The 24,502-nt window shown below is 72.0% G+C and carries 23 protein-coding genes; 10 read left to right on the top strand and 13 right to left on the bottom strand.

From position 1 onward, the window contains the following. Positions 1 to 168: 168 nt before the first annotated feature. The 9 genes from KME79_RS14990 to KME79_RS14950 form a co-directional block, all read right to left on the bottom strand. Positions 169 to 861 carry an endo alpha-1,4 polygalactosaminidase gene (locus tag KME79_RS14990; protein ID WP_148036471.1) on the bottom strand — a complete coding sequence of 231 codons (693 nt, stop codon included), beginning with the start codon at positions 859 to 861 and terminating at the stop codon, positions 169 to 171. Further along, positions 858 to 1,817, bottom strand: a complete 960-nt coding sequence (locus tag KME79_RS14985; protein ID WP_219544926.1) for an NAD-dependent epimerase/dehydratase family protein — start codon at positions 1,815 to 1,817, stop codon at positions 858 to 860. The genes KME79_RS14990 and KME79_RS14985 overlap by 4 nt, the downstream gene beginning before the upstream one ends. Continuing rightward, positions 1,814 to 3,115 (bottom strand): nucleotide sugar dehydrogenase, encoded by a 1,302-nt coding sequence (locus tag KME79_RS14980; RefSeq protein WP_219544925.1) that lies wholly within the window; start codon positions 3,113 to 3,115, stop codon positions 1,814 to 1,816. Before KME79_RS14980 ends, KME79_RS14985 begins: the two co-directional genes overlap by 4 nt. A gap of 17 nt (positions 3,116 to 3,132) precedes the next feature. Further along, a complete protein-coding gene (locus KME79_RS14975; RefSeq protein WP_219544924.1) occupies positions 3,133 to 3,939 on the bottom strand; it encodes a glycoside hydrolase family 191 protein in 807 nt (268 codons plus the stop codon). Between the two features lie 350 nt (positions 3,940 to 4,289). Beyond that, positions 4,290 to 5,156, bottom strand: coding sequence for an NAD-dependent epimerase/dehydratase family protein (locus KME79_RS14970; RefSeq protein ID WP_219544923.1), 867 nt, complete (start codon positions 5,154 to 5,156; stop codon positions 4,290 to 4,292). Continuing rightward, on the bottom strand, positions 5,153 to 5,878 hold the full coding sequence (locus KME79_RS14965) for a sugar phosphate nucleotidyltransferase (protein WP_148036466.1): 726 nt from the start codon (positions 5,876 to 5,878) through the stop codon (positions 5,153 to 5,155). The genes KME79_RS14970 and KME79_RS14965 overlap by 4 nt, the downstream gene beginning before the upstream one ends. 19 nt (positions 5,879 to 5,897) lie before the next feature. Continuing rightward, positions 5,898 to 7,310 (bottom strand): hypothetical protein, encoded by a 1,413-nt coding sequence (locus KME79_RS14960; RefSeq protein WP_219544922.1) that lies wholly within the window; start codon positions 7,308 to 7,310, stop codon positions 5,898 to 5,900. Beyond that, positions 7,307 to 8,707 carry a GT4 family glycosyltransferase PelF gene (pelF, locus tag KME79_RS14955; protein WP_219544921.1) on the bottom strand — a complete coding sequence of 467 codons (1,401 nt, stop codon included), beginning with the start codon at positions 8,705 to 8,707 and terminating at the stop codon, positions 7,307 to 7,309. The genes KME79_RS14960 and pelF overlap by 4 nt, the downstream gene beginning before the upstream one ends. After that, positions 8,704 to 10,656, bottom strand: a complete 1,953-nt coding sequence (locus KME79_RS14950) for an Agd3-related carbohydrate deacetylase (RefSeq protein WP_219544920.1) — start codon at positions 10,654 to 10,656, stop codon at positions 8,704 to 8,706. Before KME79_RS14950 ends, pelF begins: the two co-directional genes overlap by 4 nt. Positions 10,657 to 11,041: 385 nt before the next feature. Between KME79_RS14950 and KME79_RS14945 the strand changes: the two genes are divergently transcribed. The 8 genes from KME79_RS14945 (at position 11,042) to KME79_RS14910 (ending at position 19,407) form a co-directional block, all read left to right on the top strand. After that, positions 11,042 to 11,863 carry an AfsR/SARP family transcriptional regulator gene (locus tag KME79_RS14945; protein WP_187281598.1) on the top strand — a complete coding sequence of 274 codons (822 nt, stop codon included), beginning with the start codon at positions 11,042 to 11,044 and terminating at the stop codon, positions 11,861 to 11,863. 504 nt (positions 11,864 to 12,367) lie between these two features. Further along, a complete protein-coding gene (locus KME79_RS14940) occupies positions 12,368 to 13,285 on the top strand; it encodes a hypothetical protein (protein WP_219544919.1) in 918 nt (305 codons plus the stop codon). 9 nt (positions 13,286 to 13,294) lie between these two features. Then, complete coding sequence (locus KME79_RS14935) at positions 13,295 to 14,185, top strand: NAD-dependent epimerase/dehydratase family protein (RefSeq protein WP_219544918.1); 891 nt, start codon at positions 13,295 to 13,297, stop codon at positions 14,183 to 14,185. Between the two features lie 55 nt (positions 14,186 to 14,240). Continuing rightward, positions 14,241 to 14,900, top strand: coding sequence for a polysaccharide deacetylase family protein (locus KME79_RS14930; RefSeq protein ID WP_219544917.1), 660 nt, complete (start codon positions 14,241 to 14,243; stop codon positions 14,898 to 14,900). Then, the gene (locus KME79_RS14925; RefSeq protein WP_219544916.1) at positions 14,900 to 15,808 is read left to right on the top strand and encodes a glycosyltransferase family 2 protein; all 909 of its coding nucleotides are present in this window, start codon (positions 14,900 to 14,902) and stop codon (positions 15,806 to 15,808) included. Before KME79_RS14930 ends, KME79_RS14925 begins: the two co-directional genes overlap by 1 nt. After that, positions 15,805 to 16,833: a GNAT family N-acetyltransferase gene (locus tag KME79_RS14920; RefSeq protein ID WP_246639833.1), complete on the top strand. Its 1,029-nt coding sequence runs from the start codon at positions 15,805 to 15,807 to the stop codon at positions 16,831 to 16,833. Before KME79_RS14925 ends, KME79_RS14920 begins: the two co-directional genes overlap by 4 nt. A 95-nt stretch (positions 16,834 to 16,928) precedes the next feature. Continuing rightward, the gene (locus KME79_RS14915) at positions 16,929 to 18,233 is read left to right on the top strand and encodes a nucleotide sugar dehydrogenase (protein WP_219544915.1); all 1,305 of its coding nucleotides are present in this window, start codon (positions 16,929 to 16,931) and stop codon (positions 18,231 to 18,233) included. Beyond that, a complete protein-coding gene (locus KME79_RS14910) occupies positions 18,223 to 19,407 on the top strand; it encodes a glycosyltransferase family 4 protein (RefSeq protein ID WP_219544914.1) in 1,185 nt (394 codons plus the stop codon). The genes KME79_RS14915 and KME79_RS14910 overlap by 11 nt, the downstream gene beginning before the upstream one ends. A 62-nt stretch (positions 19,408 to 19,469) precedes the next feature. Here KME79_RS14910 and KME79_RS14905 read toward each other — a convergent pair whose 3' ends face one another. Beyond that, positions 19,470 to 20,315: a glycosyltransferase family 2 protein gene (locus tag KME79_RS14905; RefSeq protein WP_219544913.1), complete on the bottom strand. Its 846-nt coding sequence runs from the start codon at positions 20,313 to 20,315 to the stop codon at positions 19,470 to 19,472. 32 nt (positions 20,316 to 20,347) lie between these two features. Between KME79_RS14905 and KME79_RS14900 the strand changes: the two genes are divergently transcribed. Then, the gene (locus KME79_RS14900) at positions 20,348 to 20,890 is read left to right on the top strand and encodes a dTDP-4-dehydrorhamnose 3,5-epimerase family protein (RefSeq protein WP_308248919.1); all 543 of its coding nucleotides are present in this window, start codon (positions 20,348 to 20,350) and stop codon (positions 20,888 to 20,890) included. A gap of 12 nt (positions 20,891 to 20,902) precedes the next feature. After that, complete coding sequence (locus KME79_RS14895; RefSeq protein WP_219544911.1) at positions 20,903 to 21,832, top strand: hypothetical protein; 930 nt, start codon at positions 20,903 to 20,905, stop codon at positions 21,830 to 21,832. Here the strand turns inward: KME79_RS14895 and KME79_RS14890 are convergent. The 3 genes from KME79_RS14890 to KME79_RS14880 form a co-directional block, all read right to left on the bottom strand. Continuing rightward, complete coding sequence (locus KME79_RS14890; RefSeq protein ID WP_219544910.1) at positions 21,781 to 23,106, bottom strand: O-antigen ligase family protein; 1,326 nt, start codon at positions 23,104 to 23,106, stop codon at positions 21,781 to 21,783. The two genes, KME79_RS14895 and KME79_RS14890, sit on opposite strands and share 52 nt — an antisense overlap. Continuing rightward, positions 23,103 to 23,816 carry a GumC domain-containing protein gene (locus KME79_RS14885; protein WP_219544909.1) on the bottom strand — a complete coding sequence of 238 codons (714 nt, stop codon included), beginning with the start codon at positions 23,814 to 23,816 and terminating at the stop codon, positions 23,103 to 23,105. Before KME79_RS14885 ends, KME79_RS14890 begins: the two co-directional genes overlap by 4 nt. Before the next feature lie 110 nt (positions 23,817 to 23,926). Continuing rightward, the gene (locus KME79_RS14880) at positions 23,927 to 24,304 is read right to left on the bottom strand and encodes an ATP-binding protein (RefSeq protein WP_219544908.1); all 378 of its coding nucleotides are present in this window, start codon (positions 24,302 to 24,304) and stop codon (positions 23,927 to 23,929) included. Positions 24,305 to 24,502: the final 198 nt, after the last annotated feature.

Here is a 24,502-nt window from a genome sequence, read left to right as displayed (position 1 = left end):
CCGCAGCGTGGACCGCCCGGCCTACGACACGCTGATGACCAGCCAGCTGGAAGAGGCCGTGGCGCAGAAGGGCCAGGGTGATCTGGCCGATCTGCTGATGGGCGGCGACACCTGGCGCATCGGCTGACCATGCCGTTCCTGAGGCGCCGCCGGATCCCCGGCGGCGCCTCAGATGCGTGAGAGCACCCGGTCGCTGACGAAGCAGAGCATGCCGAACTCCCTGGCCCGGCGGCAGGCGAAGTCGGTCAGCTCGTCGCTGTCGGCGTAGTCCAGCGCGTACAGGTCGAGCCCGAGGCCGAGCAGGCGTTCGGCGACGGTGGCGTGCGCCTCCAGCACGTCGTCAGGCCAGGGCGCGTAGCTCTCGGTGTCCACCCAGCGGGCCGAGAAGGACTCGAAGAGCACGCCGTCCACCAGGTCGGCGAGCTCGGGCAGCAGCCCGAACCCCCGGTTGGCCAGCAGGTAGCCGGGCCTGGCCTCCTCCTGCACGGCGGCGATCAGCAGCAGCAGGTGGGGCAGGTCGTCCGGGTAGTTGTGCTCGATGTTGAGCGTGTCCAGGAACAGCCCGTGGAAGCCCTTGTCCATGGCCTGGACCGCCTGGTCGACCACGTGCGCCACCCAGCGCGGGTCGCCCACGTGCACGAACGCGCCGCCCCAGTCGGGGTTGCGCTCCTCCCGGTGCCACGGCGCGGACGGCCCGACGTCCTCGGTCAGCGACAGGTAGCCGAGCGTCCGCACGCCGCGCTCGCGCAGCAGGTCCAGCTCGGTCCGCGAGTAGAAGTCGGCCTGCAGGACGACCATGTCGAAGCCGGAGAGCCGGTCCACCTCCCCCGCCCCGTAGTAGAACGCGATCGGCCTGGTCATGTCGTCCACGACTCCCGGTACCAGGCGTACGTCCTGCGCACGCCTTCCTCCAGCCGGACGCGCGGCTCGTACCCGGTGAGCCGGCGCAGCAGCGTGAGGTCGGGGCAGCGGCGCGCGACCGATCCCGCCGGGGCGGGCAGCTCGCGGACGGCGGGGCTGATCCCGGCGATCCGCAGGACGAGCTTGGCCAGGTCGCCGATGTTGGTCTCCTCCGTGTCGTCGCCGATGTGCACGATCCGGCCGGCCGCCTCGGGGGTGTCCATGAGCGTGATCACGGCGTCGGTGGCGTCGTCGACGTGGCAGAAGGCCCGGCTCTGGTCCGCGCCGTAGAGGTCGAACGGGTCCTCACCGCGCATGGCGCGCAGCGACAGCTCGGGGATGACGTGGTCGGCGCCCATCCGCGGGCCGTAGACGTTGTGGAAACGGCCGACGACGGCGGCGAACCCCTTGGCCCTGGCGGTGTGCAGGACCGCCGCCTCGCCGAGCATCTTGGAGATGGCGTAGGTGTGGCGCGGCGAGCCGACGTCCTCGATCATCAGCGGCACGCTCTCCGGTGTGGGCACGGGCACCACGCCGGCGCTGACGCCGCCCGCGTACGCCTCGCTGGTGGAGGCGAAGAACAGCCGCGCGCCGGGGGCGATCCAGTCGAGCAGGTGCATCAGGGCCAGCGTGTTGACCCTGATCACCCGGGCCGGGTCGGACTCGACGTTCCGCACGCCGACCACGGCGGCGAGCATGTAGACGTGGTCCCAGCGATGCTCCAGGGCCGCGTACGAGGCCGGGTCCGTGAGGTCGGCCGACCTGATCTCGACCTGGCCGGCGAGCCGGGTCAGCGTGGGGTCGCGGCGGCCGCGGGAGAAGTCGTCGACCACGGTGACCTCGTGCCCGGCTTCGAGCAGCCGCGCGGCCAGGTGGAGGCCGATGAACCCGGCGCCGCCGAGCAGCAGTGCCCTCATGACACGCGCCCCTTCGTGCGGTAGCCGATGCCGGCGTAGCGGACGCCACGCGCCGTGACGGCGGCCTCGTCGAGGATGCGCCACGAGTCGAACAGCACCCGCACGCCCGACCCGGCCAGCTTGTCGTCGACCTCGATCTCCCGGTAGTCCGGATGGTCGTTGATCACGATCACGGCGTCGGCGTCGGCGAACGCCTTGTCCAGGCTGACCGGCTCGCCGCCGTAGCGGCGGATGACCTCGTCGGCGACCAGCGGGTCGTGCCCCCGTACGGTGAGCCCGGCGGCGGTGAAGACGGGCATCATGTCCGCGATCGGGGTGCCGCGCATGTCGTCGGTGGCGGGCCAGCCCTTGTACGCCCAGCCGAGCACGGACAGCCGGATGCCTTCGGTGCGGCCGAACTCCTCGCGGACCAGGCCGACGACCCGCTCGGCGACGTGCCCCGGCAGGCTCTCGTTGAGCGCCCGAGCCCGGCTCACCAGGTACGGTCTGCGCGACATGCTCGCGAGCATCAGGTACGGGTCCTTCGTCAGGCAGCCGCCGCCCACGTAGCCGGGCTTGGCCAGGTCGGGCCGGGGATAGTCGAGGTTGGTGGCCCTGATGACCTCCAGCGGGTCGAGCCCGTGCTGCTCGGCGATGAGGGCCAGCTCGTTGCCGAAGGCGTAGATGACGTCGGTGTGGCAGTTGTTCGACAGCTTGACCATCTCGGCGGTCTCCAGGCTGGAGACGGGGACGATCTGGTCGGCCAGCCCGGCGAACAGCTCGACGCCGGCGCGCAGGCTCTCCTCGTCCAGGCCGCCGATCACCTGGGGCAGCTCGACCAGCTCGCGCAGCGCCTGGCCCTGGATGGTCCGCTCGGGCGCCATGACGAGCCGGGGGCGGGCCCAGCGGGCGGCCAGGGCGGGCAGCACGACGTCGCGGCTGGTGCCGATCGGGACGGTGCTGCGGACCACGACCAGCGTGTCCGGGTCGCACCGGCGGGCGATCTCCTCGGCGGCGGCGGCCAGGTTCTCCAGCCGTGGGGTGCCGGTGGGGAAGTCCACCGGCGTGGACACGGACAGGATGACCGCGTCGAGCGGCTCGGCGGGCAGGTGGTCGCCGACGAAGATGCGCTCGCCGAGGAGCTCGGCGAAGGTCTCCGCCACCCCTGGCTCGTAGACGTGGACGCGGCCGCTGGACAGCGCCTCGACCACGGGGGCGCTGGTGTCGACCCCGACCACGGTGTAGCCGTTGCGTGCCATGGCCGCGGTCAGCGTCAGCCCCACGTAGCCCATGCCTACCACGCCGACTGTCTTCGGCATCGGACGCTCCTTTCCTCTCACTTGGATGCACAAGGCGGGCTGACGCGGTCGAGGTCGACCACGGTGACGTTTCCCGCGACTGCGTGCCTGCGGTAATGGGCGCAGGCGGCCTGGACGTTCGCCGGGTCCACGGCGTAGTCGGTGGCGAGCACGGCCTTGCCCAGGGCTTTCAGCGCGAGGGTGTCGGCCAGGTTCTGGTCGCACCACTCCTCGCGGCAGGGGTCGTCGGTGGCGCGGAAGAACAGCTCCTCCATGCCGATGCCGTCGATCGCGTCCGCGTACCCGGGGAAGTGCCGCAGCTCCGGGGAGTTCTGCGGGACGATCGCGAATCCGGGGCGGCGTTCCTTGGCGTGGCGGCTGATGCGGATGACCAGGTCGGCCATTTTCCGGCCGAGGGTGGCGCGGGTCTCGCCGGGCACCCTCGCCAGGTCGATCTCCTCGTACGCGAGCGGGGTGTCGAGGTAGACGCCGTCGAAGCCGGTCTCCAGCGCCCGGTCGAGCCGAGGGCGGACGACCTGCTCCCACCAGCGCTCCTCCCAGTAGCGGGCGAAGTGCTCGTCCGGCCAGTCGGGCCAGGTGTGCAGGAGCAGGTCCTGGTCGACCTCGGCGAAGTCCGTCCTGAACTCCTCGATGGAGCCGATCTCGAAGTACGCCAGCACCAGCTTCCCGGTGGCGCGTACGCGGGCGATCTCGTCACGGGTGAAGTACCCCGCGACGGTGCCGTCACGGGACAGATCGACCACGGCGAGCCGCTGCGGCGCCCGCGCCACCCCGTCCAGCCGCCCTTTCGGATACCCCTGCAGCACATACGTGAACGACGCCACATCCCCCAACTCCGGCGCCCCCCGCCCTTCAGCGGGCGCGGGCGCAGCCCGGACACACCCCCCCAACACCACCAACGCAGCCCCGACCACCAACACCGGCGCCACCGACACACGCGGCCGCGCAGGACGGCCCGGCGCGCGCCCCCGAACCCCAGGACCTGGCCGTGGGAACCCACCCGACGCGAGAGATCGCGGAGATCGCAGAAGCGAACGCGCGATCCCCTTCGACCTGCGCCCCCACACCACACCCGCTGACGGGCGCGGTCGTGTGGAGCCGCCCGGCTCGCGTTCCCGCTCCGCCCTCACCGGCAGGCTCGGGCGGGAGGAAGCCGGTGTGAGGCTTGGGGCGCTCATAGCATGGCCTTGATCGAGTCGGGCAGGGGGAACTCGGGCTGCCAGCCGAGGACGTTCCCGATGCGGGTAAGGTCGGCGCGGCTCCAGGTGACGGTGGCCGAGCGGCCGGCGGGGGGTGCGCTCTCGCGGATCTCGCCGGTGAAGCCCGCCTCGCCCGCGAGCAGGGCGATCGCCTCGCGGACGGGGACGGCCCGGCCGCCGCCCACGTTGAAGACCCGTTCGGGCAGGTCGGGCGCGAAGGCGGCGCTCACGACGGCGCGGCCCACGTCGCGCACGTCCACGAAGTCGCGGTACGCGCCGAGCGGGCCCAGGTCGAGGTCGCGCACCCCGCTCGCGAGCAGGTCGCGGGCCCTGCCGAGCACGCTCTCGCCGGTGAGGCCCGGCCCGACCGGGTTGAAGACCCGCAGCGACGCCCCGTCGACCCGGCCGTCGGCGGCGGCCTGCTCGACCAGCTGGGTCCCGGCCAGGTGGCTGATGCCGTAGCCGCTGACCGGCCGGGCCGGGTCCTGCTCGTGGACCGCGTGGCCGGGCGGAGTCGGCCCGTACTCGGCGGCCGAGCCCAGGCGGACGAACCGGGCGCCGGGCGCGGCCTGGGCCATCGCCTCGATGATGACGGCGGTGGCCAGCGCGTTGCCCCGCATCAGCTCGTCGTACCCGCCGGACATCCGCCCGGCGCAGTTGAGCACGACGGACGGGCGGACGGCGCGCAGCAGGCCGGCCACGTCGGCGGGCCGGGCGGCGAGCAGGTCCAGGTCCGCCCGGCCGGGGCAGTGCAGGCCGGACACCCGGCCGTCCCGTGTCAGCAGGTCCCTGACCTGCCGCCCCAGGAAGCCGGACGCGCCGAAGAGCAGGACGTCCGTCATCGCACCGGATCCCTGGACGGCAGCAGCTGCGGCCTGATCTCGTCGAAGCGCGCGTTGGCCTCGTCGTAGTCGTCGGGGCGCCCGATGTCGAGCCAGTAGCCGTCGAACTCGTAGATGCCCGGCGGCCTGTTCCGCGCGAGCAGGTCGAGGACGAGGTCGTCGAAGCCGAACGGCATCCCCTCGGGGTAGTGGGCGATGGTGTCCCTGGACAGCGCGTACACGCCCATGCTGACCAGGTAGCTGAGCAGCGGCTTCTCCCGGAAGCCGACGATCCGGCCGCCGCTGGCCTCCAGCACGCCGAAGTCGATCTTGACGACGCGCGGCGAGGTGGCCACGGTCAGCGGCGCCGCGGAGGCGACGTGCCGGGCCAGCAGGTCGGCGTAGTTCAGGGTGGTGAGCACGTCGCCGTTCATCACCAGGAAGTGCTCCGGCAGCCGGTCCCTGATCGGGAACAGCGGCCCGATCGTCGACAGTGGAGCGAGCTCCTCGGTGAAGTCGACCGACAGCCCCCAGCGCGAGCCGTCGCCGACGAACGCGCGGATGAGCGGGCTGAGGTGGCCGACCGCCAGCGTGGCGTGCGTGAACCCCTGATGGGTGAGCTGCTGGAGGATGATGTCGAGGATCGCGTACTCCTCACCGATCGGCACCAGCGGCTTGGGCAGGGCGGAGGTGTACGGGCGCAGGCGGACCCCCTTGCCGCCCGCGAGTATGACGACGTGCATGCTGGTTCCCTCCTGTGGATCAGCGATACCGCTGCACGTCCCGCAGGCTCACGGCCATCGGGACGAGCAGGATGAGGAAGAAGACGAGGCCGGCGACGAGGAAGAGCAGCACGTCGGCCAGGACCGGCGGCGCGCCGGACAACAACGGGCGCGCCCCCGGATGGACGGCCAGGGCGAGCGCCTGCGCCGCGCACAGGTGCCTGACCTTGCCCTGGTTGGCCAGCAGGAAGGCCACGAAGTAGGCGGTCCCGACGACCACGTGCGCGGCAGCCATGACCACACTGGCGTCCGACAGCCGGCCGGTGGCGTGCAGGAACGCCAGCGGCAGCGCCGACAGCACGGACAGCGTGCCCAGGCAGGCGAGCACGCCCTTGGCGAGCAGCCACCGGCCGTGCGAGGTGAACTCGGCCGGGTAGCTCACCCGCCGGATCGCCGCCCTGGCGTCGTCGTCGAAGACGTGCGCCCGGTACTCCAGCACCCCCATGCCGAGCACCAGCCCGGCCCCGGCGATGGCGATGTCGCTCCTGTCGAGCACGTACCTGGCCTCGGCCTGGAGCAGGAAGAGCGCGGTGAGCAGGCTGTAGAGGAAGGCGGGCGGCAGACCGCGCAGGTTGGCGCGCAGCAGCGTGCGCAGCGGCGGCTCGGCGGCGGGCTGTTCCCCCTTGTCCGGGGTGGCGAGGGTGAGCAGCATCGCGGCGCCGACGACGGCGGCGACGCAGATCACGCCGAGGCAGACGGTCAGCAGGCCGACGAAGCGGTCGGCGACGCCGATGTAGCCGATCCCGGCCAGCACGGCGGGCATCATCATCGCGGCGAGCCAGGCCTCGCGCCGGTAGAAGAGCAGGATCCCGGACGAGATCTGGAACGCGATCTGCGTGACGCAGAGCGCGACGAGCGCCACGGGCGCGCCCATGCCCAGGGCGAGCCCGGTGGCCGTCAGCGCCGCGCAGCCCACGCCGATCACCAGCCCGGTGCGGAGCACGCGCCCGGCCGAGCGCGGGCAGCCGCGTCCCATGAGGGTGTAGGCGATCTGGGCGGCGGAGCTGCCGAGCACCCAGCCGATCCCGGTGGTGAACACCAGCCCCGGCATCAGCCACTGGGTCCCGACCAGGCCGGAGGCGGCGGGCAGCAGGGCCGCGGGCAGCCCGTACAGCAGGCCGTGCAGGATCTGCGCGGTCGGCCTGGCCCGGCGCAGCGGCGCGTCGGGCACCGGCGGCACGGCCTTGGCCGCCACCCGCGAGAACGCGGTCTCGGCCAGCGAGAACACGTCGGTGTGCCCGTACCGCTCGCGGGCGATCTTGTCGTTGAGGCCCTCGCTCTCCAGGATGGCGGCCACCTGGAGGGGTTCCACGGCGCGGGCCAGGCTCGCGTCCATGGGCTCGATGAGGGCGTCGATCGGGTGTGCCTGTCCGTCGTCCCTGGCCGCCGTCACGGCCACAGCTCCGTGTAGACGGCGCGGTAGTCGTCCAGCGACTGCCGGAGCGTGAAACGTTCCAGGACGCGGCCGCGGGCGATCGCGCCGAGGCGGCGGCGCAGCGGCGCGTCCTGGAGCAGCCGCACGGCGGCGTCGGCGGCGGCCACGTGATCGCGCGGCGGCACGATCAGCCCGGCGTCGGCGACCGCCTCCGCGACGCCGCCGACGTTCGTGCACACCACGGTCCTGCCGCAGGCCATGGCCTCCACGACCGTGTAGGGGAAGCCCTCGGAGATGCTGGTCAGCGCGACGACGCTGCCCGCGTGGTAGGCGTCGACCGGGGTGGACACCCGGCCCTCGAACACCGCCGCGCCCTCCAGGTCCAGCTCGTCGATGAGCTCCAGGCAGCTCTGGTGGTAGCTCTCGTTGCCCGCGGGCACGCCGCCGAAGATGCGCAGCTTCGCCTTCGGGATCTTGTCGTGGACGATGGCGAACGCCCTGATCAGCGTGTGCAGGTCCTTCAGCGGGTCCACCCGGCCCATGAAGACCAGCGTCGGCTCGTCGGGCTCGGTCTCGGCGAGCGGGAAGTCGTCAGGGTCGACGCCGTTGTACATGACCCGGATCCGGTCAGGGTCGGCGCCGTTGTGGAGCTGCCAGCGCCGGTTGTACGAGGAGTGCGGCGCGATCCGGTCGGCCGCCACGTAGGCGGCGCCGGCCAGCCTGCGGAAGAAGCTCAGCAGCAGCACCCTGACCGCGTGCGAGACGGGCTCGTGGACGTACTGCAGGTAGCGTTCGCGCAGGTAGACGCCGTGTTCCGAGAGGACGACCGGGGTGCCGTGCTGCCACTTGGCGGTCATCGCGACGAGCATGCTGAGACCGTTCATGGCCACGTGGGTCAGGTCGGTGCGCAGCGGCGGCTCGGCCAGCGGGCGCAGCATGTGGCCCATCAGGTCGGCGGCCACGATCGCGTCGGCCAGGTTGATGCCGTCGGTCCTGTTCCAGTACCACGCGTCCATGAGCTGGCTGAGCGAGTCGTTGGCGACGAGCGCGCCGACCAGGTCGCCGCCGTCGTGCGCGTACCGGTAGAGCGACTCCAGCACGGACAGGAACTCCGCGCTGCCCGCGCCCATGACGGCGGGGGTGAGCACGATCTGCAGGAAACGCTCGTACGCCTCGGCGAACTCCCGCCCGGGCGGGCGGCCGGACCGCCGGTGGCCGCCCTTCCACAGCGGGAGGTTGATCACCTGCTCCAGGTTGGGCGGGAGATCCCACACCGGCCGCTCGGCGCCGTCCACGGTCATCGTGACGACGTCCCACCGGTAGTCCGGCATGCCCTTGATGAGCTGGTCCATCCACACGCTGACGCCGCCCATCGCGAACGGGTACGTGCCCTCGGACACGAGCGTCACTTTCACGGGCGCACGCTCGCGTTGACGGTGAGCGGGACGCCCATGGCCAGGTCGAGGTGGGCGATCTTGTCGGTGCCGTACGTGGCCGCGCCGGCCGCGGCGGCGTTGGTGGCGAACACCTCGGCGTCGGCCGAGGCGGTGAACGTGATCGTCCCGGCTGTCCTGTCGTACACGGCGCGCACGTCCGCCAGGTCGTCGAAGTGGACGGTCCGGTCCTCGACGTAGCCGGCCAGCCCGCCCCAGTCGGGCGTGAGCAGCGGGACGCCGTAGTAGCCCTCGTACTTGGCCATCACGGCGTTCAGCCAGTCGAAGACGAGGTTCTTGTTGCCGCCGTAGTTCCGCAGGTTGCCCTGGTGGAACGTGTGCGTGTACACCGATCCCGACATGACGTGCTGCATGGCCACGTCGCTCTCGTGGTCGAGGACCTGGCTGTAGGTCTGGTCGACGGGCCAGTACGGGAACCTGCCGTTCGGGCCGTAGTAGGAGTTGTAGAACAGCGTCTCCTCGGCCGGCGTGGTCGTGTGGTACGCGATGTTCGTCGGCCAGTCGGGCACCACCATGACCGACGGCTTCAGCGGGTGGCGGATGCCGCAGTTGAAGCACGCGGGCCGGTGGCTGGCGAACGACATGTTGCCGTGGAGATACTTCACGCCCAGGTCGGCCGCGGCCTGCAGCAGGTCGGCGTTGGACGCGGCCAGGCCGTGGTCGGTCGGCGGGTCGATGTCGTTGTCCGGGTCCGGGTGGTAGACGCCCAGGCCCGAGTACTCGCCGGTCTTGAGCACGGTCGGGTCGACGGTGAAGCCGAGCGCGGAGCCGATGGTCAGGTTGTCCTCGATCTCGGCGTAGCTGGTCGCGTAGTCGGTGTCGTTCATCTTCGGGTGGCTGAACGTGTGGTTGATCCAGGTGAACGACGACGCGCGGCAGCGCGAGTACGCGGTCAGCCCGTCGGTGAGCAGCGGGGGCAGCAGGCACAGGGTGGGCACGTTCAGGCCGGCTCCATCGCCGTTGTAGGCGATGTTGAGCTTGAAGCCGCCGGCCAGCGGGTGCGCGGTGCGGAAGGAGTTCTGCTGCTGGTACGTGCTGACGGCGTCGCTCCTGCTCATCCGGAAGCCGGGATCGGAGTCGACGGTGCCGTTGGCGAGCAGGTGGTCGGTGTAGCTGAACCAGTCGTCCACGTCGGCGTTCAGGTAGTGGCGCTGCTCGCCCAGGTACAGCCCTCTGGTGGCCCACCGGAACAGCCCGAAGGTGAGCAGGTCGGCCTGCGGCAGGTACTGGTTGGAGGTGAAGGTCAGCGCGGCCCGCTCGCGGCCGTCGGTCGAGGTGCTGCGCACGCCCAGCACGTCGGTTCCGCTGGTGATGAGCGGGTCGGCGGCGCAGCCGGCGGCGATCGTGCCGCGGTAGAGGTACGACAGCGAGATCGGCACGTTCACGCCGTTGCGCAGGTAGTCGAACACGCCCGCGCCGGCCGGGGTCAGCGCGGTGCTGATCGGCGTGTCGCCGACGCCGCCCTCGCTGCCGGCCCGCAGGCAGTAGTCCTCAGGCCAGGTCCCGTACGCGGTGTAGAGCGACACCTGGCGGACGCCGTAGTCGCGCTCGTACGCCCATAGAGCGTTCCATTCGTCGGCGTCGAGACCGCTGAGATAGGAGCCGCCGTCCTCGTAGAGCAGGCTGTTGCTGGTGAGCAGGATCGCGTTGTAGCGGCCGGTGCCGTCGGCGGCGATCAGGTCGGCGAGCGGCTCGGTCCTGCTGTGGAGGACGTCGTAGGCGGCGCCCACCCGGTCCAGGGTGGCCTTCCAGGTGTCCTCGCCCCAGTCGTCGCCGTCCACGGCGATGACGAGGGCGCGCAGCTCGACCTTGTCGGTGGCCGCGGCGGCGAGGGCCTCGGCCGTGGTGGCGGCGCGGGCGGACCGGTCGAGCTTGACCTTGCCCTGCTTTTTCGGCAAAGGGTCCGGCATTTCCACTTTGGGACGTTCCACTTCGCCGCGCAGCGGGGCGTGGCTGTGGGGCCGCCGGTCTTTGGGCGCGGATTCGGCCGGCTCTGAATGGGCTACGAAAAGCCCCGAAACGAGCGCTACCAAGCCGGTCAGCGCGATCATTCTGCTGGAACGTACCAGATTTTTGTTCTTGGACAGCCGAAAAGAACCCACTCGTATCACCCGTCTAAGCCCTGGCCCCCGATAAGCCGTAGAAATGCCGAGCAATCCGTCGTCGGCAAGCCCCGAGTGTGCGGACGGCGGGTTTCACTCGGGTTTCAAGGAGGTTTCCCGCAAAACAGGCAAGGTGACGGCAAGTGTTGGCTCTATAACTGAGGGATCGGGAACGGCACGGGAAGGGGAGCCCATGCAGTTCGGAATTCTGGGTGCGCTGGAGGTGGTCTCGCAAGGCCAGCGCTTACCCGTGCGCTCCGCCAAGCAGCGCACGCTCCTGGCCCTGCTGCTCTGCCATCGGGGCCGGGTGGTGCGCAGCGACGCGCTGATCGACGCGCTCTGGGGCGGGGAGGCCGCGGACGCCGGGCATCGGCGGCTGCGGCTGCAGCTCTTCCGGCTCAGGCGGACTCTCGGGCCGGAGGCGGAGATCGTCCACGACTCGGCCGGTTACCTGCTGCGGGTGCCACCGGGCGCGGTGGACGCGTGGCGCTTCGAGGAACTGGTCAAGGAAGGGCGGCAGGCGTTCAAGAGCGGTGACGTGGGCAAGGGCGGCGAGCTGCTGCGGGCGGCGCTGGGGCTGTGGCGCGGGCAGGCGCTGTCGGGGCTGGACGACCTGCCGCTCCTGCACGCCCAGGCCACCCGGCTGGAGGAGGAGCGGCTGGCCGCGCTCGCCGACCGGGTGGACGCCGACCTGCGGCTGCACCGGCACGCCGACCTCGTCGGGGAGCTCACCGGGCTGGTCCGTGAACATCCGCTGCGCGAACGGTTCCGCGGTCAGCTGATGCTCGCCCTGTACCGGGCTGGGCGGCAGGCGGAGGCGCTGGAGGTCTACCGCGACGGGTGGCACATCCTCACCAACGACCTCGGCCTGGAACCGTCGCCCGAACTGCGCCGGCTGGAGGCGGCGATCCTCACCAGCGACGCCTCCCTCACCCTCACCCGCGCCGACCACCACCACCGTCCCACCCGCCGCCCCACCTCAGGCTGCCCCCACTGCGCCCGCCGCCCCCGCTGACCCACCACAAGGGGGAACCCCCGGTACGGCGCTTCCCCCACAGCCACCTCCTACGGACGTGAGCGGGATACCGGCGCAACGCCCCACAACCGCCCCCGCTCGCACTCCCCTCACCGAGCGTGGGCTTCCGCCGAACCCCGCAACGGCGAGCACCGTGTCCGCACGAGCTCCCCACAGTGCCCCCACCGGAGCGGTCTGGGGGTGGGATCTGGCGCGAGCCACCGCCACCACCTCCACCGGAGCAGCGGGGCGTGCGCGGGATCCATCACGAGCACCCACAACCGCCCCCGGCGGAGCGGTGAGGCGAGGTGGGGCGGGGCGCGAAATGGGTGCCATCCGGCGCGAACTCCCGCATGGCGAGCCGCTGGTGAGGTGCGGTGGGGCCTTGGTGCAATCTGGCGCGAGCCCCGGCCATCGCATCCGCCGGGGTGCTGGGGGATCTGGTGTGGAGGGTTGGTCTCGGGTGAGGATGCCGGGGTGAAGGTGTGGTGGGGGGTTGGCGCGGTGGGGGTTGTCGCGCTGGTGGTGATCGTCGTGGTGCTGGCGGGTGGGCAGGGGCGGGAGAAGCCGCTGGAGGGGGCGGGGGTGAGCGACGGAGCGGTGGTGACGGAGGGGGAGACCGGGGCTGGGCGATGGGTGCCGGATGGGTTTCCGGATGCGGGTAGTACGGGGGTGCCGGTGGGGACGGAGCTTGTGGTGGTGGCTGGGGATCGGACGTTCGCCGTTGACGGTGAGGTGGTCGAGGGCAGGGAGTTCCATGGGTTCGTGACGGTGACCGGGCGGGGTGTCACGTTCAGGAAGTGCCGGTTCCTCGGGGGGAAGGCCGACCGGGTGCGGCCGCTGGTCGACACCGAGCATGCCCGCGACACGGTGATCGAGGACTCCGAGTTCCGGCCGGCCCACCCGTCTCCGTCGGTCGACGGCATCTGGGCCGCGCACACCAGCATCCTCAGGTCGGAGTTCACCGGCACCGTGGACGGGATCAAGGCGCACACGGGCACCCTCGTCCGCGACTCCTACATCCACGACCTGAGCTGGTTCCCCGAGGACCCCGATCAGGGCGGCGGCCCGACCCACAACGACGGCGTCCAGGCGTTCGCCGACCAGACCGGCGTCACGCTGGAGCACAACACGATCGACCTGTCCACCACCCGCGACCCCAACGCCGCCGTCCAGTCCTCGGCCGACGACCTGCGCGTGGAGGACAACTACCTGGACGGCGGCGCATGCGTGGTGAACATCGACCACACGCCGCTCGGCCGCCCGCTGCGCGGCCAGCACGTCACCGGCAACCGGTTCGGCCGGGCGTCCGCGTACGACTGCCCGATCCTGCTCAGCACCGCGTCGGAGCTGGCCGACGGCGGCGGCAACGTGTGGCACGACACCGGCGGCCCGATCCCCGAACCCGAACGGCACGACTAGGAGGCGCACATGTGGGAAGGCACGCCGGCGCTGGTGACGGGCGCGACGGGGTTCATCGGCGCGCACCTGGTCAGGCGGCTGGCGGCGCTGGGGGCGCGGGTGCACGCGGTCAGCCGCCGCCCGCCGGACGTCTCCGGGCACGGCGAGCGCTGGCACGCCGCCGACCTGGGCGACCCGGCCGCCACCGCGAAGCTGGTCGCGGAGACCGCCCCCGAGGTGGTCTTCCACCTGGCCAGCGAGGTGACCGGGGTGCGGGAGCCGGGCGTCGTGGCGCCCACGCTCGCGGCCAACCTCACCGCCGCGGTCAACCTGCTCACCGCCGTCACCGGCTCCCCCGTACGCAGCGTGGTGCTCGCCGGGTCGGTGGAGGAGCCGCGCGACGGCCTCGCGCCCGGCTCGCCGTACGCCGCCGCCAAGGCGGCGGCCACCGGTTACGCCCGCATGTTCCACGCGCTCTGGCAGGTGCCGGTGTCGGTGCTGCGGGTGGCGATGGTGTACGGGCCGGGCCAGCGGGAGACGTCCAGGCTGATCCCGTACGCGACGCTGGAGCTGCTGCGCGGCCGCGACCCGGAGCTGACCTCGGGCACCAGGATGGTGACCTGGGTGTACGTGGAGGACGTGGTGGACGCGTTCGTGCTGGCCGGGGCGGGCGGGGCGGCCGGCGAGGTGCTCGACGTCGGCACGGCCGAGCCGGTCTCCATCCGCGACACCGTGGAGCTGCTCGCCCGGGTGGTGGGCGGCGCGGCGCGGCCCCGGTTCGGCGCGGTCGCGGCCCGGCCGCTGGACCGGACGCAGCGCTCCGACCCGGGCCCGGCGGAGCGGGTGCTGGGCTGGCGACCGGCCACGGAGCTGGAGGAAGGACTGCGCCGTACCGTCGCTTGGTACGCAGAAAGTCTGTAACGTCGCATCTCGGACGCCGATATCCCTCCTGGCGACTACTGACGCAGGGGGCGGGATGCGTGCGGTGACCAACCTGACCGTGCACGGCATCGGCCGCACCACCCGCGAGCTGGACCCGGGCGAGGGAGACACCTGGGTGAGTCTGGCCCAGTTCGAGCAGGTGGTGGACGCCGTGGCGGGCCGGCCCGACGTGCGGCTCACGTTCGACGACGGGAACCTGTCCGACGTGGAGATCGCGTTACCCAGGCTGGTCGAGCGGGGGTTGAAGGCCGAGTTCTTCGTGCTGGCCGGGCTGCTCGGCGAGCCGGGCCGGCTGGACTCCGACGGGGTGCGCGAGCTGCTCGGCGCGGGCATGCGCATCGGCTCGCACGGCTGGGCGCACCGCGACTGGCGCACGCTGGGCACGCGGGAGGCGGCCGAGGAGCTGTCGGCCGCGCACCACCTGCTCGGGCAGCTCGTCGGCGAGCCGGTGTCGCGGGTGGCGATCCCGTTCGGCTCCTACGACCGGCTGGTGCTGAACCGGCTCAGGCGCATGGGCGTGACCCGCGCGTACACCAGTGACGGCGGACGCGCCCGGCCGGGATCCTGGCTGCAGCCGCGCACCAGCCTCCGCCACGACCTGGACCGCGGCTGGATCGCGCGGGTGCTGGGCGGCCCGTCGCTCCCCCGCCGGGCGGCCAAGCTCGCCACGCGGCTCTACAAGCGGATGCGCTGATGGGCCGGGTCGCCGTGGTGATCGTCACCTACAACAGCGAAGGCGTGCTCGGCGGCTGCCTGGACTCGCTCGCCGCCGGGGCCGAGGGCGTGGAGCTCGTGGACGTGGTGGTGGCGGACAACGCCTCGAAGGACGGCTCCGTCGCGGTCGCCGAGCGGGCCGGGCCGCCGGTCAGGGTGGTGCAGACCGGCAGGAACGCGGGCTACGCGGCGGCGGTCAACGCCGGGATCGCGGCGCTCGACCTGGACGCGGTCGACGGCGTGTACGTGCTCAACCCCGACTGCCGGCTGCGGCCCGGGGCCGTCGCGCCGCTGCTGGCGTGCCTGCGCGAGCCGGGCCGGGGCATCGCGGTGCCGTACATGGTCAACCCGGACGGCTCGCTCCAGCCGTCGCTGCGCAGGCGGCCGACCGTGGGGCGGGCGCTGGTGGAGGCGGTGATCGGCGGCAGCCTGGCGGGCCGCGTCGGGCGGCTGGGCGAGCTGGTGACGGACCCGCGCGACTACGCGCGGCCGGGGGCGTACGCCTGGGCGACGGGGGCGGCCATGCTGATCTCGCCCCGGGTGATCCGCGAGGCGGGGCCCTGGGACGAGTCGTTCCTGCTCTACAGTGAGGAGACGGACTTCTGCCTGCGCGCCGCCGACCTGGGCTGGACCACCTGGTACGAGCCCGCGTCGGTGATCGAGCACATCGGCGGCGACTCGGGGATCGACCCCACGCTGGCCGCCCTGCTGGTGGTCAACAAGGTGCGCCTGTACCGGCGGCGGCACGGGCCGCTGGCCGGGCTGGCCTACTACCTGGCGGTGCTGGGCGGCGAGTCCGTGCGCGCGCTCGCGGGCCGGCGCACCTCGCGCGCCTCCGTCGCGGCCCTGGTGCGGCCGTCGCGCCGGATGACGGCGCTGCCGCAATGAGCCGCGCTCCGGCCATGCGGACCGTGCCGTTCGACGGGCTCTCCGCCGCCGAGCTCGACGCCTGGCACGCGCTGCGGGCCGCCAACCCCGTGCTGGACAGCCCGTACTTCCATCCCGGTTTCGCCGCCGCCGTGCACGCGAGCGGGCGGCCCGTGCACGTGGCCGTGAGCACGGGCGACGGCGGGATCGACGCGTTGGTGCCGCACCACCGCGACGGGCGGGTGCTGCGGCCGGCCGGCTGGCCGGGCGCGGACTTCCAGGGGCCGGTGCTCGCCGCCGGGACGCCGTTCCGGCCGCTCGGGCTGCTCTCCAGGGGGACCGCCGCGTACGCGTTCGACCACCTGGTGGAGGCGGCGCCCGGGTTCGGGCCGTGGGTGCTGGGGCGCAGGCCGTCGCCGTACCTGGACGTCACCGGAGGGCTGCCCGGCTACCTGGGGCGGGCCTCGCGCAGCGGCAGGGACAACATGAACCAGGCGCGTCGCCGGGCCGCGAAGGCCGAGCGCGAGCACGGCACCGTGAAGTTCGAGGCCGACTCGCGGGACCGGGACGCGCTCGCGCTGGTGATCGCGCTCAAGCGGGCGCAGTACGCGGCCACCGGCGCGGCCGACTACTTCGCCGAGCCGGACCGGGTGCGGCTGCTGGAGAGCCTGCTGGGCGCCCGCGACGGGTCGTTCGGCGGGGTGCTGTCGACGCTGCACGCCGGGCCCCGGCTGGTGGCCGCGCACTTCGGGCTGCGCGCGGGCGGGGTGCTGCACTGGTGGTTCCCGGTGTACGACCCGGAGTTCGCCCGGCTGTCACCCGGCTGGATGCTGCTGCGCGAGCTGGTCGCCGCCGCGCCCACGCTCGGCGTGGACCGGATCGACCTCGGCCGGGGTGAGGACGAGTACAAGCGGCGGGCCAAGACCGGCGAGACCTGGGTGTGCCAGGGGTTGGTGACGCGGAATCCGGCGCGGCGGGCGGCGGCGGTGGCGATGACCCGGGCACGGGCGATGGTGAGATCTGTCCGAACTCGGACACATCCGTAACGTTCCAACGGACATCCCCGACATATCCGGTGGAGGCGGGGAAGATCGCGAACGTCCTCTGCACGGTCCAGCACGCTCTTCAAGCGGGGGAAGCCATGCGGATCAGCGTCTTCGGGCTCGGCTACGTGGGGTGCGTGTCGGCGGCGTGCCTGGCCTCGATGGGCCACGAGGTCGTGGGCGTGGACGTCAACCCCGCCAAGATCGAGCTGGTCAACGGCGGCCGGGCGCCGATCGTCGAGGAACGCATCGGCGAGCTGGTCGAGCGCGCCGTGCGGGAGGGCAGGCTGCGCGCCACCTCGGACGCCGCCGCGGCGGTCGGGTCCAGCGACCTCTCCCTCGTCTGCGTCGGCACCCCGTCCGCGCCGAACGGCAGCCTGTCGACCGCCTACCTGGAGCGGGTCGCCGAGCAGATCGGCCGGGCGCTGCGACCCGGGCACGTCGTGGTCTTCCGCAGCACCATGCTGCCGGGCACCTGCGCCGAGCTGCTGATCCCGATCCTGGAGCTGTCCTCCGGGCTGCGGGCGGGCGCGGACTTCGGGGTGGCGGTCAACCCGGAGTTCCTGCGCGAGGGGACGAGCGTGCGCGACTTCTTCGCGCCGCCGAAGACGGTGATCGGGGAGTCGGATCCGGCCAGCGGGGACGTGGTGGCCGCGCTGTACGAGGGGCTGCCGGGCGAGGTGTTCAGGGTGCCGATCCCGGTGGCCGAAATGACGAAATATGCGGACAACGCCTTCCATGCTGTCAAGATCGGTTTCGCCAACGAGCTGGGCGCGGTCTGCCAGGCCCTCGGCGTGGACTCGTACCAGGTCATGGACGTGTTCCTGGCCGACAGGAAGCTCAACATCAGCCCGGCCTACCTGCGGCCCGGGTTCGCCTTCGGCGGCTCCTGCCTGCCCAAGGACCTGCGCGGCCTGGTGTACGCGGCGCGCAAGGCGGACGTGTCGGTGCCGCTGCTGTCGCACGTGCTGCCCGCCAACGAGGCGCACCTGCGGCGGGCCTTCGACCTGGTCACCGCGCCGGGGCTGCGCAAGGTCGGGCTGTTCGGGCTGTCGTTCAAGCCGGGCACCGACGACCTGCGCGAGAGCCCGCTGGTGGAGCTGGCCGAACGACTCCTCGGCAAGGGCTACGACCTGCGCATCTATGACGCCAACGTGTCGATGTCGCGGCTGATGGGGGCCAACCGCGAGTACATCGCCGAGCGGCTGCCGCACCTGGGCGACCTGCTCGCCGACTCGGTGACCGAGGTGCTGGACCACGCGGAGGTGTGCGTGATCGGCAGCACGGATCCGGCCGTGCTGGACGGGCTCGACGGCTTCCGCGGCAAGGTGATCGACCTCGTGCGCGTGCCGGGAGCCGCGACACACCGGGACAGAAGGGATTACGTGGGCATTGGCTGGTAGAGCGCTCATCCTCGTCGAGAACCTCTCCGTCCCGCTCGACCGCCGCGTCTGGCAGGAGAGCGTCGCGTTACGCGAGGCGGGCTGGGAGGTGCACGTCATCTGTCCGATGGGCGCCAAGCAGGACCGCGAGGCCGAGGCGGTGATCGACGGCGTGCGCATCCACCGCTACCCGCTCCGCGCCGCCACCGGCGGACCCGTCGGCTATCTGCGCGAGTACGGGTCGGCGCTGTGGCACACCTTCCGCATCGCCCGCCGGCTCGGGCGCTTCGACGTGGTGCACGGGTGCAACCCGCCCGACCTGTTCTTCCTGGTGGCGCTGGCCATGCGGGGCAAGGGCACCCGGTTCGTGTTCGACCAGCACGACCTGGTGCCCGAGTTGTACCTGTCGCGCTTCGGCCGGGGGCGCGACCTGCTGTACCGGGCCGTGTGCCTGCTGGAGCGGCGCACGTACCGGGCCGCGCACGTGGTGATCGCCACCAACGAGAGCTACCGGCAGGTGGCGCTGTCACGCGGCGGCAAGCTGCCCGGCGAGGTGTTCGTGGTGCGCAGCGCGCCCGTCGTGGAGCGGTTCCACCAGGTGCCCGCCGAGCCCGAGCTGCGGCGCGGCAAGCCGCACCTGCTGTGCTACCTCGGCGTGATGGGGCCGCAGGACGGGGTCGACTACGCGCTGCGCAGCCTGGCGCGGCTGCGTGACGAGCACGGGCGGACCGACTGGCACGCGGTGTTCGTCGGCGGCGGCGACACCTTCGACGCGATGGTGGCGCTCTCCCGCGAGCTGGGGCTGGGCGAGGCCGTCGAGTTCACCGGGCGGATCCCGGACCCGGACCTGATGCGTTACCTGTCGACGGCCGACGTGTGTCTGTCGCCGGACCCGTTGAATCCGCTCAACGACGTCTCCACCATGAACAAGGTCATGGAGTACATGGCGATGGCCCGGCCGATCGTCTCCTTCGAGCTGCGGGAGGCGCGGGTGTCGGCGGGCGAGGCGGCCCTGTACGCGCCGGCCAACGACGAGTCGGAGTTCGCCAAGCTCATCGCGCGGCTGCTGGACGATCCGGACGAGCGGCGTCGCATGGGCGAGATCGGCATGCTGCGGGTCGCGGGACCGCTGTCATGGGACCACTCGAAGAAGGCCCTCCTCGCGGCCTACGAAGCCGCCACGGACCCCCGGTGACCCCTGCCACCGCGCGTCGCGGCTTTTCTATGGGGGTCCGGTTTCCGCTCGCGGCTGCCGGGTCACGGGGTTGCCGGGGGTCGTCCGCTTCGGGTGCCGGTGTCCGTACCCCAGGCCGTCTTCCCGCCTCTCAGGAGGGTGAGGGCGCGGTCGGCGGCGAGGACCGTCAGGTAGCAGGCGGCGTCGAGGGCGCTCACCTCGCGGGCGGCGAGGAGGTCGCGCAGGGCTCCGGCGCGGAGCGAGCGGCCTGGCCTGCCGAGCCCGGCGAGCTGCCGGTTGCCCTGCCTGACCCGCACCCGGCGGGCCAGGTGGGCGCGGACCGTGCGGGCGGGCCGGACGACCGACCTGGCCTCGGTCACCACCACGCGCTCGTCGCCGGTGAAGGACCCGTCCACGTAGCCGTCGTCGGAGATCACGTCGGGCAGCGGGAACACCCGCCGGTGTCCCTCCTCGGTCAGCACGTAGACCCCCACCCCGGCCAGCGCCCGGGACGGCGCGATCAGCCGGTCGTGCACCCGGTGCACCCGCCGGACGACCCGCCCCGTCCCCGCCAGGTCCCACTCGGGCACCGGCGCGCAGGCCAGCACCCCCGGCCGGGACGCCGCCTCGGCCAGCGCGCGCACCGACTTCGCGTCCAGCCGCACGTCCGCGTCCAGGTAGACGCGCGGGAAGGCGCGGCAGGCGTCGTCGCCCAGGCGCAGCGCCTCCACCTTGCCCGCTCGCGAGGTCTCCAGCACCCGCACGCCCGGCCGGGCGGCGGCCCGCGCGGTGCCGTCCGTGCAGGCGTTGGCCACCACGATCACGTCGAACTCGCCGGGCCCGGTCCCCGTCAGCAACGTGTCCAGGTTCGCCGCGATCACGCCTGCCTCGTCGTGGGCCGGGATCACCACGCTGACCGTCGGCTTCATCACACCGCCTTTCGGAAGGAGACAGCTTGAGAGTGGAATCGGGCGAGATCGACGGGGTTCTGCTGTTCAGGCCGGTGCCGCACCGGGACCGGCGCGGCCTGTTCACCCGGACGTTCGACGCCGCCGTGGCCGCCGAGGCGGGGCTGAAGCCGGAGACGTTCATCCAGGACAGCCAGTCGAGGTCGGTCCGGGGCACCGTCAGAGGGCTGCACGGGCGCGGTGGGCAGGGTGAGGCCAAGCTGGTGCGCTGCGCCCGGGGGGCGATCCACGACGTGCTGGTGGACGCCCGGCCCGGCTCGCCGACCTTCGGCAGGCAGATGGCTGTGCGGCTGGACGACGAGGACTTCACCGTCCTGTACGTGCCGCCCGGGCTGCTGCACGGCTTCCAGGCGCTGACGGAGCCCGCCGACACCTGCTACCGCATCGACCGCGAGCACGACCCCGCGGAGGATCTCGCGGTCCGGTACGACGATCCGGACCTCAAGATAGCGTGGCCCCTGCCGGTGACCGAAGTGAGCGACCGCGACCTGCGCGCGGGCTCCTGGGCCGACCTGTCGCGCCGGCTCGGCGGCTGAGAGGTGATGCCCGTGAACGCCCACCCCACCACACCGGTTCCGGGCCGTGCGGCCGTCGTGGTCATCTCGATGGTGGTGCTGCTGACGGCATGTCAGGCGGAGCCGCGGCCCACGGTCGCGCCGCCGGCGCCCAGTCCGTCGGCGGCGATCGTCAGGCCCGACGGCAGTTCCTGCCCCGACCATCCCACGCCGGCCTGTACGGGAGCGCCGAAGGGTGTCCGGCTGACCGAGGTCCCGCTCAACACCGAGGACGTCGCGTACAAGGTCCAGACACCGGGGGCCGTGCTCGACGGCGTGCACATCCGCGGCCCCCTGCTCGTCCACGCCGACGACGTCACCATCAAGAACAGCGTCATCGACGGGCACGTCACCAACGCCGACGGCGACCGTTCGTTCCGGTTCACGATCACGGACACCACCGTCGGCACCACGAGGACCTGCGGCCCGCTGCCCGCGATCGGCCACGACAAGTACACCGCCACCCGCGTGCTCGTCCAGGGCCACAGCGACGGCTTCCGCGTCTCCGGTGACGCCGTGGACATCCGCGACTCGTACGTGAAACTCTGCTCGAACCCCGGCGACCACTCCGACGGCATCCAGGCCTACAACGGCGGCAAGGGCCTGACCTTCCACCACAACACCGTCGACCAGCGCGAGGCCGAGCACATCACCGCGCCGATCTTCCTGGTGGACGAGAAGTCCGAGGACGTCGTGGTCACCGGCAACCTGGTGATGGGCGGCACGTTCAGCATCCAGGTGCGCAACGCGCGCGGCAAGCAGGTGGTGCGCGGCAACAAGCTCGTCGACAAGTCGTGGGTGTACGGCCCGGTCGACTCCGAGTGCGGCCGTGCCGACTGGGCCGGGAACGAACTGGTGACCATCGACGCGAGCTATCGGGTCACCTCGATCGTCGGCCCGCTGGCCTGCGAGGGCGCGAGCTGATCGGCGCGTACCGCGCGCAGCAGCGCGCCCGCCGCGCCGACCAGGAGGAACGAGATCCCCGTCACGGTGTGGAACGACAGCAGGTCGAACGTGAACGACCCGGCCAGCGGCACCACCAGGCAGGCGGCGACCGTGAGCCCGAGGTCGCGGGTGACGGGGTCGGCGCTGAGGAAACGCGACCGCAGCGCCGCGTAGCACGCGACCAGGAACAGCCCGGCGAACGCCGCCGTGCCGATCAGCCCGGTCTCCACCATGGACAGGATGTACTGGTTGTCGAAGATCTGGTGCTTGGGCGCGTACCAGGTGCCGAGCCCGCGGCCGAGCCAGAAGTGGCGGCTGATCTGCTGCGCGGCGACCGCGTAGTCGTGGGTGCGGTACTGGATGCTCTCGTCGTTGCCTAAGTTGGTGAACAGGCCGACGAACGTGCCCAGCAGCCCCGGCACAGCTATGCGGACCGCCACCAGGAACCCGGCCGCCGCCACCAGCGCCTGGAGCCGCCGCCTGACCGGCCAGCCCGCGAACAGCACCACGCCCACCACGGCCAGGCTGAGCATCGCCGAGCGGGACACCGAGAACATCAGCCCGCAGCCGATCAGCAGCGCGCACGCCCACCAGCGCAGCGACGGCTCCCGGAGCGCCCGCGCCCGCACGCCGTAGTGCACGGCCAGCGGCAGCAGCATCGCGCAGGTGACGCCGAACTCGATCGGATGCCCGGTGGTGGCGGCCACCCGCCGCAGGTCGGCCCGCTCCAGCACGAACGCGTCGCCCTCGGTCGTGTAGCGCAGGATCGGCAGCTCCATGAACCGGGTGAGGTCGATCGATAACAGGAACTGGAGCGCGCCGATCACCGCGATCACCGCGCCGGCCACGACGAGCGTCTTCAGCACGAAGTCCAGCCGCCGCAGCCCGCGCACCCCGTCGCACACGGTCAGCGCCAGCCCGACGATCGCCACCACGAGCACGAACGAGTGGTCGGCCAGGTTGAGCTCGTCCGACTCCATCGGGCCGTACGTGGCGAAGCCGTACGTGGCGAGCATGGCGGTGAAATAGGCGAACAGCGCGGTACGTACCGGATTGCGCCCCTTGGCTGCCCCGAGCGCGAGCGTCAGCTGCGCGCACAGCCACAGCAGCGCGGCGACCAGGCTGACCACGTTCGCGGGCGTGAGCGACAGCGGCAGGTACTTCAGCACCAGCCGCGCGGGCACCACCAGCAGCACGAAGGCGAACACCGCCGCCACCGTCGCCCCATCCGCCCGGGGCGGTGGCTCCGTCACGGCCCTGCCTTCTCGGCGCCGACCAGTTCCCTCTCCTCGGGCTGGGGGCCGGGACGGCGGCGGCGGCGGCGGAGCGGGGCCGCCAGGCTCTCCGCCGCGAAGGCCGCCGTCAGGGCGGCGATCACGCCGAGGCCGAGGGCCGCCGCCGCCGAGCGGAGCTTCCTACCCTGCTGGGGCGCGGGCGTGGTCGGCGGCACCGCCTCGCTGATCGTGATGTACGTTTCCGGCGGCGCGTGCACCTGCCGCTGCCGCACGTCGAGCTCCTGCCCGACCCGCTCGATCACCTGCCGGACGATGGCCGCGGACGCCTCCGGCGTGCGACTCTCCCCCTCGACGAACACCAGCGGCCCGGTCGCCAGCGACTCCAGGTTGTTGGTGCCGTTGGTGACCGCGTACTCGGTGTCGCCCTCGGCCGTGCCCATGTCGGCCACCATGTCCGGCGTGCTCATGACGCTGATCAGCATCGAGGCGGCCACGTCCAGCCCGTGGTCGAAGTTGAGCAGCGGGTTGACCTGGGGCACGGGCTGGTCGGGGTCGGGTGGCAGGATCCCGCCGGTGGTCGGCGCGGTCAGCACGAGCACGGCGGTGGTGGTGTAGGTGACCGGGATCGTGCTGTAGGCGTAGAAGGCGCCGCCGAGGGCCAGCAGAAAGGCCGGCAGGGCCACGTACCAGCGTCTGATCAGGACGAGGATGGTCCCCCAGAAGTCCACACGCCCTCCCGTACGAGTGCCGCCCCATGGATGTCGGGCGTAGAGGGGTGGAGCGTTACACGAGCATCTGTCCTGTTACTGGGTGTTATGTGCAGATGTCGTTCCCGCCGTCAGCGAGGCAGTTGTGCCCATACGACGCATTCACCCGCCTGCGTGCGGTGGGTGCCCCAGCACCCGAGCGTGAGTTCGTCCACGATCCATAGGCCTCTGCCCCTCTGCTCATAGAGGAGAGGCATACGCGGCATAGGTCCGGACTCGGACAGGCCGGGGTCTGTCACGGTCAACTGCCAGTAGCGCTTCGTCCGTTCTTCTTTCGGACGCAGACTCATCCTGACCCAGTGGGCACCGCCATGGATCACCGCGTTCGTGACCAGCTCCGACGCGAGGAGCTGAAGGTCCTCAAGGGCCGGGTGATCGCCCATCCACGTTCGAAGCTCACGGCGGACCATCGCGGGAAGCAGAGCGCGGTCGTCCAGCTCGCTGATCACCCAAGCCTTGATCCCTGTGTATGGGGGATCTGTGACGGCTGCTCTCATGATCGCCTCCGATGCACATCCAGACCTGTGTCTGTGCGGTTACATGCCTCAGCATGGCCCTCTACCTCTTCAAAGTCGCCCTGAATGTCCCTCCAAAACTCTCACAACATGTGATTGGCTTGTACGTATGGAGGTGCGGCCATTCCGAAA

The organism is Nonomuraea harbinensis (genome assembly GCF_019396385.1).
GTDB lineage: Bacteria > Actinomycetota > Actinomycetes > Streptosporangiales > Streptosporangiaceae > Nonomuraea > Nonomuraea ferruginea.
This window is presented reverse-complemented; position numbering and strand designations above follow the sequence as displayed.

Bases quoted from the DNA above. Each gene is read 5' to 3' on its own strand.
- KME79_RS14990 (WP_148036471.1), bottom strand. From the start codon at position 861: ATGACCAGGCCGATCGCGTTCTACTACGGGGCGGGGGAGGTGGACCGG.
- KME79_RS14985 (WP_219544926.1), bottom strand. From the start codon at position 1,817: ATGAGGGCACTGCTGCTCGGCGGCGCCGGGTTCATCGGCCTCCACCTG.
- KME79_RS14980 (WP_219544925.1), bottom strand. From the start codon at position 3,115: ATGCCGAAGACAGTCGGCGTGGTAGGCATGGGCTACGTGGGGCTGACG.
- KME79_RS14970 (WP_219544923.1), bottom strand. From the start codon at position 5,156: ATGACGGACGTCCTGCTCTTCGGCGCGTCCGGCTTCCTGGGGCGGCAG.
- KME79_RS14965 (WP_148036466.1), bottom strand. From the start codon at position 5,878: ATGCACGTCGTCATACTCGCGGGCGGCAAGGGGGTCCGCCTGCGCCCG.
- KME79_RS14950 (WP_219544920.1), bottom strand. From the start codon at position 10,656: ATGCCGGACCCTTTGCCGAAAAAGCAGGGCAAGGTCAAGCTCGACCGG.
- KME79_RS14945 (WP_187281598.1), top strand. From the start codon at position 11,042: ATGCAGTTCGGAATTCTGGGTGCGCTGGAGGTGGTCTCGCAAGGCCAG.
- KME79_RS14935 (WP_219544918.1), top strand. From the start codon at position 13,295: ATGTGGGAAGGCACGCCGGCGCTGGTGACGGGCGCGACGGGGTTCATC.
- KME79_RS14930 (WP_219544917.1), top strand. From the start codon at position 14,241: ATGCGTGCGGTGACCAACCTGACCGTGCACGGCATCGGCCGCACCACC.
- KME79_RS14925 (WP_219544916.1), top strand. From the start codon at position 14,900: ATGGGCCGGGTCGCCGTGGTGATCGTCACCTACAACAGCGAAGGCGTG.
- KME79_RS14920 (WP_246639833.1), top strand. From the start codon at position 15,805: ATGAGCCGCGCTCCGGCCATGCGGACCGTGCCGTTCGACGGGCTCTCC.
- KME79_RS14915 (WP_219544915.1), top strand. From the start codon at position 16,929: ATGCGGATCAGCGTCTTCGGGCTCGGCTACGTGGGGTGCGTGTCGGCG.
- KME79_RS14905 (WP_219544913.1), bottom strand. From the start codon at position 20,315: ATGAAGCCGACGGTCAGCGTGGTGATCCCGGCCCACGACGAGGCAGGC.